We start from the raw sequence: 19,309 nt of genomic DNA on the forward strand, positions 1-19,309 counted from the left end.
CCGACACCAAAACCGACACGGCTGGCGAACAGCTCGACCGGGATGATCGAGCGAAAGCGGGTGATTTCCTTCAAGCCAGGCTTGAACGATGGACCACTTAGCGTCCACTCCTTGGTCCCTGCATGTGGTTCCTACAGGTCACCTGTCCTGAAGCGTAGTATCTACACCTCAAGCTTGCATTGTACAGTTCAAGATTGCGGTGACAACGATCCACTCATCGATTCAGATGTAGTCAGGAACCGCTCTCCGTTGAGCTCGCTTAGCGTGAGCGCGACTGATCAGCACAAGGCCTTCGAATTCTACTTCTTCATGATAATGTGATAATGCGAAACCCTTTCTAGACGATTCAGCCTTCTCCCAGCCCGGGATATCGATAATCCGGATCGGCACCTAGAGAACGCTTCATCAAATGGGGCCTAGGTCGCGTTTCGATCGTTCAGAGCGTTATCACGCCCTTCGCCCAGCAGAGTAACCTGCTGGGCGACTAAGGGGGATATTGCCAGAGTGGCTAGGGTAGAGAAATTCGAAAAGACGGAGGTGTGAAACCTCCGTCGGCTTAGCGTGACATGATCTTCCAAACCTATATCGTTTACTGATGCGTAAACAGCAATTGATTTAGATTTGCTTCCACTTGACCATGAAGCGTTGCGTACCTTCAGCAGTTAGTAGTTCCTCATCATCACTAGGGTCTAAGTCGATCGTTGTGTCTGTGACAGACCCGCGTACGTATAACGAATTGCTTGTGTCAACGAACAAACTGCTAACGGATGAACTCCCTTCCTCATGGTCGAATACCACCGACCAAGCGTAAGCTCCTACGGGAGTGTATTTAAGAACGAACCCGCTGGAGGTATTTACCATATGATCCCCCCCCGCAACTCCAGGTGTGAAATCGACAACCGTTGGAACAAAACCTGATACCGTATTTCCGGTGCTTATGAATCCTCCGATATAGATGCTTCCATCCGGCCCCACGGTTACGTCCGACTCTCGGAAATTAACGTTGGAACTAGGCAAGGAAATACTCCTCGCCCAAGCTAGGCTGCCGTTGGTGTTCAGCTTGGTTACAAATCGTCGGTCGGTTACAGGTAAGTCGAAAACTTTAGAGCTAGGATCAAAGTCAACTCTGCCTTCATACCACCCGGACACGACGATGTTGCCGTTGGGATCAATATCGACGTAATGAATGTCCGACGTTCCGACCGTCCCGTTCGCAGACATTCCATTAAAGGTAGTAACCCAGGAAAGGGCTCCAGCATTGGTTAGCTTGAGGACTAGGCCGCTTTCGCTTCCTGTCGAAGTAACGATTCGCTTCTTGGAACTCGGGTCGACATCCAAGGAACCCGAGAAAGTCGTAGCCAGAATCACGCTTCCAGTAGAATCGATCTCGAGACCTCCTCTCACTCCTGTGAAATTGTTCGTGGCAAACTGATGCCTAAATTGCATGACTCCGTTGGCACTTCTCTTTTCGATCGTTTGCGATAACTGTGTTGTATTATTGCTGCTGCTGACGCGAGCGAACACGGACCCATTTGTATCCGTCACGAGATCGTAAACAGTTTCTTGAGCAGTAGTAGCGGGCCCGACAACGCTAGCCCACAATGCATTTCCGTTAGGACTATATGCGGCAATGAAGGCATCCGAACTCCCGGCTGAACGCAACTGCCGCCCCGCAATCAACGCGTTTTGATCAGAGGTTGAAACGAAGTCGCCTCCTACGAAGACATTCCCCTTGCTATCCACGATGAGGTCCCTGGTCCTTCCACCCTTCAGTTCCCGGACCCATTCGAAACCGCCATCCTTGTTGTATTTGACGACGTAATAGCGGCTGTTGATGGTTAGGCCACTGTCGATCGTACTAACGTCATTAACCAGGATATCAGCTCCGTTTGCCCCCCGATCGACAGTAGGATCAAAGTCGACTCTACCTTGAAAGGGGCCGGTTCGATAAACGTTTCCCAATCTATCGATGTGAAAACCGGATATCCCCGTGTCGGTACTCAATTCGACGGAGGCGAATTCGACCGGCGGGAAACTGGCATCAAATGTGATTCGGTTTTCGAGGTTCTCCACCCGAAGAGGTCGGCTTCGTAGCCGACGGGACTGCAAGTCTCGTTTGCTCGACCTGGACGCTTTGGAAGCTGGAGAAAGTCGACGGATCAAATTTCGGAGCATGGGAATCTTTCCTTATGAACTTTGCTATTAATTGCTGCAAGCTTTGGGACAGGGACCACGACACGACGCGTGCGCGGCCTTCACCATAAAAGGTCCAAGCGTCCCGGAGTTGTGACCGAAATTTTTCTAAAAATCTGCACATGGACATAGCATTAGTGATTTTGCTACAAATCAGAGCCTTGGTTGCTTGGACCTGAGCGAGAGGCCCGCTGCCATTTGCGATCGCAGTATGGATTTGAGGGCATGCCATTTCCCGTACTCGACCGATACCTCCGAAATACTGATCGAGGCATCGGGTGGCATGCATGGTGCGGTAGCATACGTTCCCTAATGCTCCTGGCTTGGGAACCGTCATTTTTTCAGAACTGATGGATTCGCTGGAATCGCGGAGCAAATCCTAATGAATCGAACGTATGTTCTTTCAGAAATAGCCAGCCAAGATAGTATCGGATTCAGGGGACCACTTCACTACTGTCCTCTGCACAGGTAATGCGTAGATTTCAATCTAAACCTCAACTTTTACTTAAACTATTTGTTTAGCAACACCAGATTGTGTGAAGGTTTACCCTGGCTCAACCCCGAAGAGATTTGAAGGTTGCGCAACCCAGTTGACGATGTCCTGTGTTCGAGGATGTCGTAGCGACATCTTCCAACAGTGTAGGCCAATCGGTACTTTTGCGAGCTCTTGGTCAGGCAATTCCCTGCTCTCACCACCAGCTAAATAGAGTGGGTCGTTCACGACGGGATGCCCCAGATAAGCAGTGTGGAGACGGATCTGATGGGTTCGTCCCGTCAGCGGCGTGGCCTCCAGAATCGTACAAGCCTCTTGTCGTTTCCAAACCCGAAACTCCGTCTTGGACACCGCCCCTTCCGTATCGATTTTACGACCACCATTGGGCAAACTTTCTTGGCTGATCGCCTCCTCGCAAACCATGGAATCCCAAGGAACAACTCCTTCCACAGCGACTAGGTAGGTCTTGCTAACCTTGCCTTCGGAAAATTGCGTTTGAATCTTGAGGGAGTCTTGGTGCCGTCGTGCAAGTATAGTCAAGCCGGTCGTGTTCGCGTCCAGTCGATGACATGGCCTCAATATCTCCGGTGCGTAGGCTTGTTCGAGAATAGCGATCAACGTATTCTTGTTGAATCGGCCCGAGGGATGGACCGGGAGTGGTGCACCTTTGTTTACAACAATGACCGCCTCGTCTTCGTAGATCAACTCGATTTCGGATGAAACCTCAGGCTCTGTCGTGTTGGGCATCAATTGCAGAAATCGGTCCCCCTCTTTCGTAATATGCTGCGGATCGACGGGTGCTAGTTCTCGACGTGGATCTTGGATTAAGCCCGCGTGAATCGCAGATTCCCAAGCTTCGCGGCCGTAACCGGGAATGGCACCGTCGAGGGCATCCAAAAGTGGCAGTCCTGCAAATCGACGAGGAATCGAGACCCAACGCTTGTTCTCGTAAGGAATGGTTCCCAGCTGCTGTTTTGCGATTTTAAGGATGACATCTTGGCGTTGTCGTCGCGAGATGTCTGGATCTTGGTAGCAATAAGGACAAGACTTTGCCACAACATACTTGGGAGATTTGACATCTTCCTCAGTTAAAGAATGTCGGCAAGCAAAACATTCGGCGTAGCCGGACGGCTTCAAGCCGGCGTTGACGGCAACTCGCTGATCAAACACAAAGCAATCGCCGTCGTAATGTGCCTGTTCGCACTCTTCAAAGTACTTGAGAATCCCCCCCTCGAGTTGATACATGTTTTCGAATCCGAGCCCTTCCATGTAAGGACCAATCTTTTCACAGCGGATCCCACCGGTGCAAAACATCACGACTGGTTTACTCCGGACGTCTTCGGGGAGTTCGGCGGCAGCTTTGGGAAAATCGCGAAACGTCTTGAGCCGGAAATCGATGGCGTTCTTAAACGTACCCAAATCGGTTTCGTAGTCGTTTCGCGTATCGATCAATGTCACTTCCTTGCCCGAATCGAGCCAGGCTTTCAGCTCCTGCGGTTTCAGCTTGGGAGTCGCGTTGGGTTTGGGCTCGACACGGATGGCTCCGCGAGCGGTTTCCACCTCGAGCACACCTCCGACTCCGACCGGCACGATCTCCCGCTTGATCTTTACGACCATACGCTGAAAGGGCTGATAGTCGGTCAGGCTTTCCTTGACCTCCAGATTGTTAAGTTCTGAATGAGAGCTTTTGATGTAACTCAAAAACTCATCGATCGAAGCACGCTCGCCTGCAATGAACATGTTGATTCCCTCGAGGCTGATCAGGACCGTGCCACGCAACCTGAGTTCGTTGGCCAAGGTACGCAACTTGGTCCGCCTCTCCTCCAGAGAATCAAAGGGAAAATAGCGATACGCCGCGATGTTGACAATGGTTGGCATTCAGGTGGGAAACACGAGTAAATTGAGGGAGAGGCAAAAGAATCAGTTGAACAACCCGAGATTTTACCCAAAACTCACAAAACAGTGAAACGGTAGCGGAAATGGAGGGTTAGAACCGTAGTCTGCTCCATCCAAAAAAGGGAAAAACCCGTTAATCGGCACAATCGCTCCAATTGATGCTATTTCCCGGCTGGACCACGTCCATTTTTGATACCCCCTTTAGGCTTGCTCAATCGGGTGCTATCTTCATTTGCCAACTGTGCCCCTAGACACGCAGACGCAGTTGTAACTCCCGGGATTGCTGACACTTGAACGACGAAGATGAACTAATTGAACTGGCTCTAGAGGGAAACGGTGAATCGTTTGAAGTCCTCGTGCGCCGGTATCAAGATAGACTCTACACCGCCATGATCAGCGTCGTCGGGTCAACCGAAGAGGCGGAGGATGTGGTTCAAGAGGCCTTTATCCAGGCGTACCTTAAACTGGACACGTTCCAACGCCACAGCCGGTTCTTTACCTGGCTTTATCGAATCGCGTTTAACTACGCACTCGCCAGACGTCGAAAACGGCGTGGCCTAGCATCACTCGAGGAACATCGCGAGAACGCAGGCCAAGAGCCAACCGCAACGACGGAAGGCCCCGATGTTCGCATGCGCCGAAGCGAAGATGTCGAGCTAGTTCACCGAGCCCTCGCACTCCTCACGGAGGATCACAAAGCCATTCTCGTTTTGCGTGAGATGGAGGACATGTCCTACGAGGATATCGCCGAGGTGCTCGATATTTCGATTGGTACCGTGCGATCTCGGCTTAATCGAGCTCGATTCGCTCTCAAGGCACAGCTAGAGAAGTTTCCCGACTGGAATCCTGATCAATGATCGTTTTGGAGCGATTGCACCTCGCCCCAGAATCTCACGCCGTCATTTTCACTCCAAAAGCGATAGAAGATCACGTAGTTCTGCGAGCGTCAGGCTCTTGTACGCATCCTCCGGCATGATGGATGTTGTACTAGGCTCCTGAACCTCGATCTCGTCCAAAGACAACTCAAACGTTGAGCCGTCCGCTGCTAAATAGCGAAGATTCGTCCCAACGCCACCGGCATTCAGCTTCACCCCAACCAGTGATCTACCATCCGTCGTGAGAATTTTCCAAGGCAGATACAGCGGCCCGATCTCGCGAGCCGGATAGAGGATCGATTCCAAAATCTTCTTGCGCGTTGTAGTCCCCTTCAACGTGGCAAGATCCGGGCCCAATGAAGAACCTCGTCCGGCATAGGCATGACAGGTCGCGCAAACACTGCGTAGAAAGACACGCTGCCCGGCTTGAGAGTCTCCTCCACTCCCGACCGCAGACCACCAAGCATCGAAATCCTCGGGTGCTGGTAAACCAGGGGTAACCGGCACTGCATTCATAACGCGATCCCATTCTGCATGAACGTCTGGAGAAGCCTGCACAGACTCTCCTAACCCTTTCCATGCGGCCTCGATGTCACGCCTGCGCGCACTTAAGCCAGCGACCGCAAGAGCCCGGACACTCTCACTAAGTTTGCTATTCTGTGCGATATTTAACAGGCTCTTCGTCGAGTCTTCGGTGCGTCTAGTGGTTAATAACAGGACCGCTTGCGTTTGAACCTCTCCGTTAGATGCTGTCCGTACAAGCTCCGATAGACGAGACGTGCTTGGTTTATCCGCATTGGCGGGAAGAAAGCGAATCGCCATCGCCTTGATACCATCTGAGGAATTCGGTGATTCGATCGCAGCTGCCACACGAGCAATGCGAAGGGACACCTCTTTACCTGGCTCACTCAAGCTCTCCAAAAATGAAATCGCAGCAACGGTCTCCGAAAACTCCCATTCTTCAAGATCGGTTCGATCCAAATTGCTAATCAAACCATCCAGAAACCCACGATCCTCGGTCTCCGCGGAGAAGCGAATCGCCATTCGTCGTACGCTCGAGTCTGGCAAGGCGATGGCCGCTTGCAGCCTGTTGCGTCGCGTTGCCGAATGATCAACCGTCGGCTCAGCCCACTCTCGCCAGCGGCATGCCTGCAGCCACTCCATCATTTCCATCGGGCTACCGGGAGTTGGCATACGAAACAAGTCAGCCTTGCGCGATAACGCGACGATTCGCGTTTGAACTTTTTCTTTCGCGTCCCATGCCGGACTGCGAGGAGGTGCTGCATCGATAGCGACGTCCGATGCGGCTTGGGGCGATGCAGGGCCTCCTGGAGGGGTAACTTTCCACAAACGTCCCTTCGAATGAACCGAATAGCTGCGATCAACCCAATCGGTCATAAGAAATGAACCGTCGGGTGCAGTTGCTAATCCAACAGGTCGGAACAACGTGTCCCCTTGTATGGCAACCTGCAACGTGATCTGCGCTGGATCCAGCGGATTATCGTTGGCAAAGACTTCGAGCCGATTCTCTCCCCAGCTGGTAACCAGCAATGAGCCTCGATACGGCAGGATCGCACAAGGAGCCTCGCCAGTCCCTGCTTCCATACCGAGCGTGCCCGGCAGTTCTCCGTTCCAAGCGATAAGAGGATTCGTGCCAGCCCGACCAAAGCGAAATTGAAAGCCGTAGTCACCACCTTCCAAGACTCGAATCAATCGACAAGGAGGGCGAGAGTCAGGATCGTTGTCGACCGTCCAAAGATCGCCGCGAGCATCAAAGCAGAGCCCGAAGGGATTCCATAAGCCGGTCGCGAAACGTCTAAGCTCGCTACCATCCGGGTTGCAACAAAAGATATTGCCACCTTCACCACTTCCACTTTGCTCACACTGCTTACCAACTAGACGATACGTTGCACCGAAGTTCTCTCCCTGTCCGATGTAAAGTTTACTATCAGGCCCAACCACGATAGCCGACAATCCGTTGTGAGGATAGTTTGCCTCGGTTTCCAGAATCAAGATGTCGTCGACACTGTCTGCTCTACCGTCGTTGTTCTGATCCCGCAGCTTGATAAGCTTTGAACGAGAGACGACATAAAGTTCACCTTGGTGGAAAGCGATCCCCATCGTGGCGACTCCCCCCTCGTAAAATAGCTTCTGCTCATCGAGTTTGCCGTCACCATTGGAGTCGGTAAAACGATAGATACGATCTGATTTTGGGCCGGCATAGTCGTCAGGAGGAAAGTGCGTGTGGCTTTCGATGACGTAAAGTCTCCCTTGATCGTCAAAGCAACAACCGACGGGTGTCACCAAATCGGGTTCGGTCCGAACCGGCTCGATTTTCCATCCATCGATGAGAGAGCGTGGGGGATCAGCACAAGTTGCTTGCGTTGAGAAATCGAAGACGCCCTGCCATAGGAGGCAGCATAGAACCAAGATAGGGAGATGGGTGATTTTCATGGCTGGGATAATGGTTGCAAAGCGGGGCTCTTACGAATTCAGTCCTTCAGTATACACCATAGGGCTTTAGGAAATGAGTCCACCGCAACGGCAAGCAAGGTCTTCTAGAAATTCAAATGGCCTGCCTTATCAACGAGCAAATAAAATTGCTCCGCTATCGAGCCAGTAAGCATTGGAGTGACGATGTCCGTCGGCTCACCGGAGAAACCCTGGATAACGGGGTCACAGAATCGAGAACCTATTCCACCGACAATCTGTTAACGGGAATTTCTTACGGAAAAACCGGTACATCCATCGGGTCCCAAGGTTATAATTGCGACGTTAATAACAGCGAAACATCCGAGACCATTGGCGGAACGATGAGCGGTTACGGGTTCACTTCAGCAGGCACGAGCTACTTCGATGAACGCCGTGCGCAAGGCAGCGGGAACCGGCGGTACGATCCAACATTACCATCGCAACCAACAGTACTCCATCACCGCTATGACCACGTTCACAGAATAAGAGATAACACCAGTCAGTAATCCCCCCGCCCAAAGCGGCGGAAGAAGTTTGAAGGGTGAAGTTCGAAGTTTGAAGGAAAGCCAATCCTTTCGTATGCCGGATTTCCAATGGGTTTTTGGGTTTTCTATTGTCCCAATCGGGGCTCAAGCAAGCCATGAGATACCACTTTCGAGCACATTGCTGCACAGAATTCGGTCAGTTGCTCTCCACTGAGTTCATCTCATTGGAAGCACGACTGACAAGCTAGCCAAGACGTTCTCCCTCCCCCTTCCCTTCTGTCTCGCTTGCAGCGAGACAGAAGGGAAGGGGGAGGGACATATTGGGGGATCCGTTGCTAGCCTGTTAGTCATCGCTCCACCGACACGAGGTCGGGATGGAGGCGTTCTCGATCAGTTCAAAGCTGCTTACACGAGTGCATAAACACTCCAGTTGTGGGCAGGTGATCTTTTCGCCAACTTCGAGCTCACTGATCGACTCGAATTCTTGGCTCGTGAACCAACAATCTTGCAGCGTTAGTTGCCGCCTTATTCACCCTCCCGAGAAATTCGGGAGGGTCGAGTGGAGGAACGATCACGAGGGTATGGGGCTTTATAATCGCTGACTCGTCGAAGCCTTTAATGCATCGCTGTGCCCTTCACCCTCTCCGAGCTACGCTCGACTCTCCCTCGAGGGAGGATGAAGATGGCGTTTCGCATGATTGGATCTCCAATCCAGTATGTCCATCCTTCAATCCGATCAACTAACTCCCCCGGTCGCTCGTGCACCCATTCGTCGCAGGCGACCACGGGGCCGCATAACATTGCCCGTCACCCCGTACAGCTCTCGATGGTGCGTTTAGAATCCGCGAGCGTTCCGAACCACCCATCATTTTCTTTAACTCCTTGGCACCTAACTTGCGTGTCGGAGGGCATTTAGATTACAACCTGAGACCTTCTCAGCAATGCTCCCCAAGGAATAAGAGAGACCATGAGCCCTAGAGATACAGTTTTTTGGCACAGTGAGCCACTTGAGTCAGTTTTGCACAAACTGAGTGCGAACAAGACGGAAGGCTTGACGTCCGAAGAAGCCAAAAACCGATTGGGCCAGTATGGATACAACGTGCTAACCGGGAAGAAGCAGAACGGCCCCATCAAGCGTTTTCTACTTCAGTTTCATCAGCCACTGCTCTACATCTTGTTAGCAGCTACAGTCGTAACGGCCGCTCTGGGGGAATGGATCGACGCGGCGGTCATTTTTGGCGTCGTGTTCATCAATGCTGTGGTGGGATTTATTCAAGAAGGTAACGCGCTAAAAGCCATCGACGCGCTTGGCAAAACCCTGGTAACGGAGTCGACCGTTGTTCGCAACAACGCCAAAGTTCGGGTCGCTTCCTCCGAGATTGTTCCTGGCGATCTAGTCTGGTTACAGTCTGGGGACAAGGTTCCCGCCGATATGCGACTGTTTCAATGCCGAGATCTTCAAGTGGCCGAAGCTTCCCTTACTGGCGAGTCGGTGCCTGTACAAAAATCGATCCGGGACCTACCTCAAGACACAACCTTGGCCGATCGGACCAATCTAACCTTTGCATCCACCCTGGTTACATACGGACAAGCCTACGGTATTGTTGTAGAAACAGGTGACCGCACCGAAGTTGGGAGAATTTCGAAACTTATTGCGAGCGCAGACGACATACAAACGCCTCTTACCAAGGCGATCGCTAAGTTCAGCCATGTTCTCCTCGTCATTATTCTCGGATTCGCAGCGGCCTGTATTGCGATCGAGTTGTGGAGAGGCAAACCGGTGGTAGACTCGTTTATTGCCGCCGTCGCGCTAGCGGTTGCAGCCATCCCCGAGGGGCTACCAGCAGCGATCACAATCATGCTTGCTATCGGCGTAACACGTATGGCCAAAAGAAAAGCCATCATCCGCAAGCTTCCTGCTGTCGAGACATTAGGCAGTACCACCGTGATCTGTTCTGACAAAACAGGAACCTTAACGCAAAATCAAATGACCGTTAAGGAGATATACTCGGGTGGGAAAGCATATTCCCTAACAGGAACAGGATACAGTCCTGAAGGCGGGTTTCAACTCGACGGCCAGGACGCGCCTGCTGAGCAACTGGTAGGCTCAAATAGTGCCTTTGCGGAATGCCTAAAGTCCGGTTCGTTATGCAATGACTCCCAGCTGTTTGAGGCAGACGGAGATTGGTCTGTTCAGGGAGATCCGACTGAAGGAGCGTTAATTGTCGCTTCGACCAAATCAGGTTTGCATGAAACCACGTTATTTGAATCCTACCCGCGACTCGATTCCATTCCGTTTGAATCCGAGCACCAGTATATGGCAACTCTTCATTCCATAAAGGAGAAAGAGGGACGCGTCGCATACATGAAGGGGGCCGTAGAGGCGATTCTAAAACGCTGCAACTCCGTTATGAACGATCGAGGAGAGGCAGTTCCGCTCGATCGGGAACTGCTGCTTCAACAGGTAGAACGCATGGCCGCTGACGGGCTTCGCGTTCTAGCTTTCGCGTGTAAAGAATTTCCTTCCTCCACCGATGGCATCAATCATAAAGAGGTCGAATCCGGGCTCGTATTTCTTGGCCTACAAGCCATGCTCGACCCGCCTCGCGACGAAGCTATAACGGCTATCGATCAATGTCACGGTGCGGGTATACACGTAAAAATGATTACGGGTGACCACGTCAAGACGGCGTCCGCCATCGCAGATCAATTAGGTTTGTTAGGGCACAAGAAGCATGCTATGGCAACCATGACTGGTGCTGAACTAGAGGAAATCAAGGATGAAGACCTAAATAAAAAGGTAAACGACATCGCCGTGTTTGCACGCGTGTCCCCCGAACACAAATTGCGAATCGTGCGATCCCTTCAAACCTGGGGGCACGTGGTCGCCATGACCGGTGACGGCGTTAACGATGCGCCGGCTCTCAAGCAGGCAGATATTGGTATCGCTATGGGCAAAAGTGGAACGGATGTCGCACGAGAGGCTGCCGATATCATTCTCACGGACGACAATTTTGCTTCGATCGAAGCCGCAGTCGAAGAGGGACGGGGCGTCTTCGACAACCTTACCAAGTTCATAGTCTGGACCCTTCCGACCAACGTCGGCGAAGGTATGGTGGTGCTCTTGGCGATCCTTATCAATTCTGCGCTGCCCATTGCCCCTGTACAAATTCTATGGATCAATATGACGACCGCCGTCCTGCTGGGACTGATGTTGGCGTTTGAACCTCGCGAAAAAACCGTGATGTCTCGTCCACCAAGAAAGCCTAACTCCTCCATACTCAGCCAAAACTTGGTCAAACGACTGCTGTTCGTCAGTTTGTTGCTCCTGTTTGGTTCGTTCGGAGTCTTTCAATGGCTCCACGCCTATGTTGGTACCTCTCTTGCGGAAGCACAAACGGCAGCGGCCAATATCTTCGTCTTCGGAGAAATCGCGTACTTGTTCAATTGCCGATCTCTCGTTCGAAGCTGCTTTTCTCTCGGCTGGTTCACGAACATGGCTGCAATTTATGGGGCGATCACGATGGCGTTTCTACAGTTAGCGTTCACCTATATCCCAATCATGAATAAGATCTTCCACACCGCACCACTCGGACCTGACATCTGGGCCTTTATCGTGCTCTATGCCATCGCGATATTCGTGATCGTGGAAATCGAAAAGTACCTTGTCGGATACCTACTCCAGGGTGACACGTTCAAGGAAGCTTTCCACGAATAGTAAGCCATTTTTGAGAATGGCTCTACGAGTTTAGATTGACCAGAAACTCAGCATGATCGAGCAAGGGGTCGTCGAAATACAATCGAATGACCCCGCTTTGTTTCAAACTCTCGAGCAGCTTATGCTCTTCGGAAATCACCTGTTGCGAGATGCGTTTTACCTTACTGGATCGCTGAAACAAACTGAACGCGATCATGCTATAGATCAACAATGGAAAGAGTGACAATAACAAGCTAGTGAACAGTAGCGATGGGTTCAAGTGAAAGGACTCTAGGCTTGGGTTCGTCGACTTTAACGTGAGGGCCTCAGCGCTAGCGAAAAGATAGTGCTTATAAACTGCAAACACGGGTCCCAACAACAGCCCCCAAAATAGTAAGCTACCGATCAAACCAGCGATCTGCAAACTCCAACGTGATGGCTGAGCGCGATCGACGCACCATTCAAATGTGGAGCGCGCTTGTGATTGCAGCTCCTCAATTCCCGTCAACCGGAGACGCGTGTGCTCGGGATGCTCTTTTGAAATTCCTTTCTCTCCCCCCAAACGACTCACGCTTCGATAAAACGCGGCTTGAGCAGGCTCCAGTCTATCCTGCAACTGCTGTTCGATGCGTTGCCGAATCCCCTCGTTCAACTCGCGATGAGCATCGTTGGCTGCTCGCACATTCTTAGCCCAGGCCAGAAATGTTCCAAAGATCGATGGGACACTCCCTGCGAACGAGAGAAGCAATCGATCCCAAGCACCACTCGTCACCCCCAAAATGCTAACGATCGTTCGATAAGGAAACCAAATCGATCCGGTTTCGGTTACGAAGTGTGCTCGCATGCGTGACCGAATGGCAGCCTGCAAAATGGTCGGCGATCCGAGCACCGCCTCGAGAGCTTGGCCTGGCACCGATTCCGCCTCCGATTGAAGCCGACGCATGGCTTGAGCAAGTGTTGGAATCTGGGAGTGCAGTACAGCGGAAACCTTGGCCCTGAGCCGCTGCTCCGCCGCTGCGATACGATTGGCACGTGTGGCCGCTAGAGACTCTAGCGACTCATTGGCTAATCGAGAATAGATCTCCGTTTGCAACCGCCTGCCGGCTCGTGACTCATTCCCCGTGGATTCCCAATCTTCTACCAAAATAGGAGCCAAAAATCGCGTTTCAGGAGCCAACCGTCGCAGAGACAACTGAAAGGTTTCCAGATCCTTTGCCAGCAACTCTCTCGCGACCGGATCGACCTCGGAGTTCCAATCCACAACCTCGAATGTCGGTACACAATTCACGATGGGGACACATATCGCTCCCTCCGTAAAGAGAGCCAAACTGCCGATGATAGCGCCTCGCAATTGATCCCGTCGCACGACTAATAGCTTGATCGGGGATAGCGACATCGCCTCCTTCGCAATTTTCGCCGCGTCGCGATCGTCGTCGGTGATCCCTGGCGTATCGAGCAACATATAGTGCTGACCGAGCGTAAGCATCGAATCGGACTGACAAGGGAGATAGACCTCTTTGTTGTTATCGAGTCCCTCGGGGACGTTAGGCCCAACCCAGTACATCTTCGTCGTCGCTTCGCTTGACAGTACACCGCTCGGTAAGAGAGCTGCGACGCCAGCACTCTTAAGGAATTGGCGAGCGATCCATGTCTTGCCCTGCCCTTTTGCACCGACAATCGCGATGCTGGGCAAATCGGAGCCCCGCGAATTCATAATCGCATCGCATTGCGTTCGAAAGTGAGCACACAGCTCCGAGATCTGGTCGTGCACGACACCGCGTCCGATCAACGCCAAGGAAGCTTCTTCGATTCTAATCGCTAAGTACGTGGACGAATGCATTATCGAGTGTTTCGTAACGAGGTAAGGAGCGTTTGAATTTCTTTCGCAGCCGCGTCATGGAATGCCACAGATGACAGGCTAAGATCCGCAGAGTGGCTGCTGTGGCTACTCGCAGAGTCACGGGTGAGGCGAGCGATACTGCTGGCTGGTACTTCTCGTTTTTCGGAATCCATGTCGACTGTCACGGGATGAAGCTCGCCAGGCCGTTCCATCCCCACTTCGTCGCACAGCACCGCGACCAAATCCCCGTACTGTTGCCAAGCCGCTTCGGATTCAGCCACCCTGGGGACAGAGTCACCATTAATAAGAGCCATACCTAGTCCCGCCAATCCAGCACCGAGTAACTCTTGCAACGACGCAAAGACCAGGACGCTCGAGCCCCCAAAATCGAATGGCAAAGCGATCACAGCAACGAGCGGCGCGAAAAGGACCGCCGCAGGTGCCAGACCGGTCACAACTCGACGCTTCCAAGGCATGTTGTTCCAAATCTTGGCTGTGAATTGGTCGAGTTCTTGAACAATGATGGAGGTCTCACTCTCGGACTGAAAGCGATGGATTCCCCGCTGAATAGATTGAAGCAGTTCAGTTTTTCTCTGCTCGGAGTTAGCATCCGCAACGTCATCTAATCCCCAAACGCCCGACCGATCGATGCGAGCCAACGTTTTCAAGAACAACTCAGCCGTGACGATCCTCGCCTCATCCCCCGCAGCCCAACGGCCCCGAATATATTGTACTAGTCCAGCTGTCTTACCGGATATCCATTCGGGGAATCGTAGCCATTGCGACACATTGGCTACTTTTTCTTTACCGAACTCACCGATCCTCGCCACCCAACGACCAGGGGTAGCCCACCATGGTGCGGTTCGCTCTAGCGATTGTGAGATCTGTGCAACGATTTGTTTCGAAGCTTGCAATCGCAATGCATAAGGTGGATTAGGATCGCGAGAAAACTCCAAACAGGCCTGCGACAAAGTTTGCCTCATAGCGATTCTCTTCTTCGTGATCAGCTCTACTCGAGCCTTAATCGCTTGGACCGCCTCGCGCATATCGGCTTCGATTCTTGACAAGTGGGAATCGATCGAGCCATCGAGGAGTTGAGACTTATCGAGTTGCGAACCAATGTTCAGTAGCCAGTGTTCGTCGGGAATCGGCTGCGGAGGTTGTGCAACTGGTGTTCGGTCAATGCGAAAGAACTGCGGCAAGGATAACGCGTCTGGCCCCTCGGGAATCCGCTCGCGGTCAAGCGGGCCGTCAAAGTTGTAGGCCATGTAGACTCGTGACAGTTCTTCGCTTCCGTATAGTTTGTTAATCTCGGATCGAATTTCCTCTGTACTGTATCGTCTAGGAACGCGATTAACGGCTGCAATTTGTGGCGTGCCGGGCATCTGTTCCTTGAGGAGTCGAATCAGCTTGCTCACTTTCTCATCGTGCATCGCATTCGCGGGGAGCACGATCACGAACGAAGAGCAGAAGGGTGAAACCTTGGCTAAAAGTTGCAATCGCGTTTGAGCTACCGATTCGACATAGTCAGCCAGCCGATCCCGAGTGACTGCCATATCCAAACTAGGCAGAAGTCCCGTTTGGATATCGGGACAATCCATCAGCGCGATCCCCCATCGGTCCAGCAACGGGTCGAACCCGACCAGCGGGGATTGCATGGCGGAGTAACTCTTTGTCGTCCCATCCCCATTCTTGATGGCACGTGTATCCATAGCATTGTACTGGGACCAAGCGGTTTGCGGATCCGCGTCCAACAATTCGAGCGGTGCATTGAACACCGTGTTGAGCCGAGCTTGAATGCTGCCCCAAATGAGCGAGATCGACTTCCAACATTCCGGTAGCCAGAGCACAAAGCGATGGGTCCCTTGTTGATTGGAGGAACCGATCAAAACCCTAGCCCGATTCGATTCATGTAGAAAGGTGGAGACGAGCGAGCTTTTGCCAGCATTCAGCAACCCGAGAATGGCCAGGATAGGAGCGTTAGGAGCCTGGCACAGTAGCAAGGAGTCTGCCACCGACGCAGAGAGAGAGTCAGCCAGCGCGGAATCGGTTCGGTCGAGCAATCGGAGCGCATCAACAATTCCAAGCATTTGTGTTGGTTTTGAGGACGAGTCATGTTGCTGGGAAATGGACACGATACACCGACCCTCCGAGCCTCCCATCAGCCATTCTTGGAGAGTTTGGAGGTCGCTAGCAATTTTTGGAGCTCGATTTTGACTTGGCGACACGCCTGTTAATCCCTATCTTTCCAGTCGGTGAAGGAGCAGTGTCCCAAGTGTATCGAAAAATCACGGATCTCGCATGACTCAGAAACTGACGGTTAAGCCACTTCCATTAACGTTTCTCATGCTATTTTTAGTGTTGGGTCCGGTTGGTTTTGGAGTCTTTCTTTATTCTCGGTCGAAATACCTGGGAGAGCCGCCCCTTCCGGTGGAGATTAAATTTGGGACGCAGTGGGTGAATTCGGAGAAATTGGGTGAGCGGCTAGTACCGTGCATTACGATTCGGAACACATCAGAGAAAGCTTGGAAAAAGCTTTCGGTTGGGTTGAACGAGCAGTTCTACAATTTGGGTGGTATGGTGGTAGAAGCGGAATCGGAGGTATCCGTTCCGCTGGAATCTTTTATCTCGCGAAATGGTAGTGTCCGATTCCCGGTTGGAAATCGCCCCATCAAGCATGTGATTGTATTTGCTCAAATCCACACAGGCGCGAGGGGGGTAAGCGAGTTTCGAATCGACCCGCCTAACGAATCAACTCCTACCGATTGGATGCAACCAGTTTCGGAATAAGCTTCCCGAGAAGAACAGTTTGGGGTGAACAGTTTGGTGCCAGCCATTAACTCACAGCATCTTATCCATCGTGTGAGGGTTAAAGCCGATTGATAGACGTCACGGACCCGTTTCAAGGGTGCGATCGGCTCGCATTGTTCACGTGTTCTGCTAATCCCTCTCCAAAGCGTTAAGCCCAACGCATTGGATAATGAATAGCGCTATTCGATCCTCAGCTCATAAAGCTTGAATGCGTTGGCTCTACTCGTTCATGACGTCTGCTTCGCGGTTCTTTGCCAGTTCACCAACGGAGTTTTCATACTTTTTGGTCATCTCCTGGATCTCTTCTTTTGCCTTATCGCGATCGTCCTCGCTGATGAGCTTTTCCTTTTCGGCTGTTTCCACTGCTTTGTTGGCGTCTCGTCGCACGTTGCGGATCGAGACACGTGTCTCTTCCGCTAACTCCTTGATGCGAGCGACCAGTTTCTTGCGAACGTCAGTGCTCAACGCTGGGATGTTGATTCGAATAATGCGGCCGTCATTCTGAGGATTCAGTCCCAGTTCGCTCGCCACAATCGCCTTCTCAATATCTTTGATCGTGCTCGAATCAAAAGGACGAATAACGAGTTGCTGAGGCTCTGGAGCACCAACGCTTGCGAGTTGCTTTAGCGGAGTCGCTGATCCGTATACGGTTACCTTAACGGAGTCCAACAGACCAGGGGTCGCCCGACCCGTTCGTATGCCAGCCAAGTTGTTTTTAAGAACTCCGAGGGCCTTCTCCATTCGCTCTTCTGAATCCAACAGTACGTCTTCTACGGACATTTTCCAATTCTCCCGTTCGAGTAAGTAAGTATCAAGTTGCAATGAATCGAGTTGCAATGAATCATGTGGCGTTGATCAGAATCCGCTCACCGCTGTCGCTGCGCGGACTGATGCGAGTCCCCACCTTCTGGCCGCTCACCGCTTTGACAATGTTGCCTTCCTTTTTGAAATTGAAAACAAGTATCGGAAGCTTGTGCGTACGGCATTGCGCGATCGCTGTGGAATCCATGACCTTCAAATTCTTCTCAATGACGGTGTCGTAATCCAGTTCACGGTACAAAACCGCGTGCGGATTCTTTTCTGGATCGTCACTATAAACACCATCCACCCTGGTGGCCTTTAGCACAATGTCCGCATCCAGTTCGAGGCCGCGATTCGCCGCGCAAGTATCGGTTGTAACGAAAGGAGCACCAGTGCCGGCCGCCAAGATGACGATCCGCCCTTTTTCTAGGTGGCGAATGGCACGACGACGGATAAAGGACTCCGCGACTCCGTCCATTTTAATGGCGGACATCACCCGAGTCGCACAACCAATGTTCTCGAGAGCGTCTTGCAGAGCCAACGCGTTGATCACCGTGGCTAACATTCCCATGTAATGTGCGGTGGCTTCCTGAATCATCTCGCCACTAGAGCCCTTGAACTGAGCTCCGCGCAATATATTACCCCCACCTACTACAACGGCAATTTGGCAGCCTTTTGAGTGTGCGCTCTTGATTTGTTCGGCAATCGCGGTCACCTCGTCCATGCTGATCCCACGCTCCCCCGCATGAGCTAAACTCTCTCCGCTCAGCTTGAGGATAACTCTCCGATAAAACGGTCGACTGGAATCGCTAAGGTCAGCTGTCATTTGGGTCCACGAAAAAGGGATCGAATGGAGGGTACGCAGGAGTATCCCCTCTGAAAGTGTACATTACAACACGGGAACAAAAATTAAAGAATGTCCGTTTCGCTCAAATGGTATTTTTTGTCTAGAATGCACTTTTCCTAAGATTCTCTCGACGCAGAATTTGACTCGATGGCTATACAAGTTACCTGTCCAGGCTGCCTGGCGCGATTTACCGTAAGCGACAAATACGCAGGCAAAAAAGGGCCATGCCCGAAGTGCAAGAAAGAGATCGTCGTTCCCGATAAATCTCAGGAAGTCGTAATTCACGCCCCGGAAGCCGTCGGCCCCAAGGATTCCAAAGGGGTTTCCGTTCTCAAACCGATCAAACGGACAGAACTAAAGCTCACAGGGCTCCAAATCGGAATCGCAGCAGGCGTCACCGTGGCCTCGATCGCATTGGCCTTGGTCGTGCGATTTGCGATTGATACTCCCCCGGTACCGATTTTGGCCCTCGGAGCTATCGCCCTATCCTATCCCTTGTCATGGGTCGGCTACCGCTTTTTGCGGGATGACGAACTGGGCGGCTACATGGGCAATGAGCTTTACATTCGACTTGCTGCTTGCTCAGCAATTTTTGCAGTCACTTGGGGGCTCTATTGGTTTCTGGCCTACTACTTTGGGAACAATACGCTGGCCACCGTGAGCGGGCTTTCCTTCGCAGCCTTTCTTGTAGTCATGGTAGGCATAGGAACTGCTGGCTCGCTGGCTTCATTGGAACTCGAATTTGCTCAAAGTCTGATGCACTACGTTCTCTATTTCGGGGTAACTTTTATTCTGGCTTTGCTGTGCGGTGCCGAACTTGCGGAACCGCTATCTAGCTCTGAGGCCAAACCAAAGCCCGGAAAAGTCAACCTCGATCAACTCTACCGCTAGGCGAATCC

Annotated in this window: 12 protein-coding genes; 5 read left to right on the forward strand and 7 right to left on the reverse strand. The window is 52.0% G+C overall.

Annotation, left to right across the window (positions count from 1 at the left end):
• Positions 1 to 615 precede the first annotated feature (615 nt).
• Both SH449x_RS08700 and trhO read right to left on the reverse strand, forming a co-directional pair.
• Positions 616 to 2,175, reverse strand: a complete 1,560-nt coding sequence (locus SH449x_RS08700; protein ID WP_482380946.1) for a hypothetical protein — start codon at positions 2,173 to 2,175, stop codon at positions 616 to 618.
• A gap of 562 nt (positions 2,176 to 2,737) precedes the next feature.
• On the reverse strand, positions 2,738 to 4,564 hold the full coding sequence (gene trhO, locus SH449x_RS08705; RefSeq protein WP_482380947.1) for an oxygen-dependent tRNA uridine(34) hydroxylase TrhO: 1,827 nt from the start codon (positions 4,562 to 4,564) through the stop codon (positions 2,738 to 2,740).
• A 308-nt stretch (positions 4,565 to 4,872) separates the two neighbouring features.
• Between trhO and SH449x_RS08710 the strand changes: the two genes are divergently transcribed.
• The gene (locus SH449x_RS08710; RefSeq protein WP_482380948.1) at positions 4,873 to 5,439 is read left to right on the forward strand and encodes an RNA polymerase sigma factor; all 567 of its coding nucleotides are present in this window, start codon (positions 4,873 to 4,875) and stop codon (positions 5,437 to 5,439) included.
• A gap of 48 nt (positions 5,440 to 5,487) precedes the next feature.
• On the opposite strand, the gene SH449x_RS08715 is transcribed toward SH449x_RS08710, so the two are convergent.
• Entirely contained in the window at positions 5,488 to 7,911 is a 2,424-nt protein-coding gene (locus SH449x_RS08715) for a PVC-type heme-binding CxxCH protein (protein ID WP_482380949.1), read from the reverse strand.
• Positions 7,912 to 8,027: 116 nt separating this feature from the next.
• Between SH449x_RS08715 and SH449x_RS08720 the strand changes: the two genes are divergently transcribed.
• Together SH449x_RS08720 and SH449x_RS08725 are read left to right on the forward strand one after the other, a co-directional pair.
• The gene (locus tag SH449x_RS08720) at positions 8,028 to 8,435 is read left to right on the forward strand and encodes a hypothetical protein (RefSeq protein WP_482380950.1); all 408 of its coding nucleotides are present in this window, start codon (positions 8,028 to 8,030) and stop codon (positions 8,433 to 8,435) included.
• 946 nt (positions 8,436 to 9,381) lie between these two features.
• Positions 9,382 to 12,132, forward strand: a complete 2,751-nt coding sequence (locus SH449x_RS08725; RefSeq protein WP_482380951.1) for a cation-translocating P-type ATPase — start codon at positions 9,382 to 9,384, stop codon at positions 12,130 to 12,132.
• A 22-nt stretch (positions 12,133 to 12,154) separates the two neighbouring features.
• On the opposite strand, the gene SH449x_RS08730 is transcribed toward SH449x_RS08725, so the two are convergent.
• Positions 12,155 to 13,951, reverse strand: a complete 1,797-nt coding sequence (locus SH449x_RS08730) for a hypothetical protein (RefSeq protein WP_482380952.1) — start codon at positions 13,949 to 13,951, stop codon at positions 12,155 to 12,157.
• A complete protein-coding gene (locus SH449x_RS08735) occupies positions 13,951 to 16,041 on the reverse strand; it encodes a hypothetical protein (RefSeq protein WP_482380953.1) in 2,091 nt (696 codons plus the stop codon). Before SH449x_RS08735 ends, SH449x_RS08730 begins: the two co-directional genes overlap by 1 nt.
• Positions 16,042 to 16,252: 211 nt before the next feature.
• Between SH449x_RS08735 and SH449x_RS08740 the strand changes: the two genes are divergently transcribed.
• Positions 16,253 to 16,741 (forward strand): hypothetical protein, encoded by a 489-nt coding sequence (locus SH449x_RS08740; protein WP_482380954.1) that lies wholly within the window; start codon positions 16,253 to 16,255, stop codon positions 16,739 to 16,741.
• A gap of 240 nt (positions 16,742 to 16,981) precedes the next feature.
• Here SH449x_RS08740 and frr read toward each other — a convergent pair whose 3' ends face one another.
• The gene (gene frr, locus SH449x_RS08745) at positions 16,982 to 17,542 is read right to left on the reverse strand and encodes a ribosome recycling factor (protein WP_482380955.1); all 561 of its coding nucleotides are present in this window, start codon (positions 17,540 to 17,542) and stop codon (positions 16,982 to 16,984) included.
• Between the two features lie 61 nt (positions 17,543 to 17,603).
• Positions 17,604 to 18,389: a UMP kinase gene (gene pyrH, locus SH449x_RS08750; protein WP_482380956.1), complete on the reverse strand. Its 786-nt coding sequence runs from the start codon at positions 18,387 to 18,389 to the stop codon at positions 17,604 to 17,606.
• A gap of 168 nt (positions 18,390 to 18,557) precedes the next feature.
• On the opposite strand from pyrH, the gene SH449x_RS08755 reads away from it, so the two are divergent.
• On the forward strand, positions 18,558 to 19,301 hold the full coding sequence (locus SH449x_RS08755; protein WP_482380957.1) for a hypothetical protein: 744 nt from the start codon (positions 18,558 to 18,560) through the stop codon (positions 19,299 to 19,301).
• Positions 19,302 to 19,309: the final 8 nt, after the last annotated feature.

Source organism: Brakhagea baltica (assembly GCF_052161605.1).
GTDB lineage: Bacteria > Planctomycetota > Planctomycetia > Pirellulales > Pirellulaceae > JBKCUI01.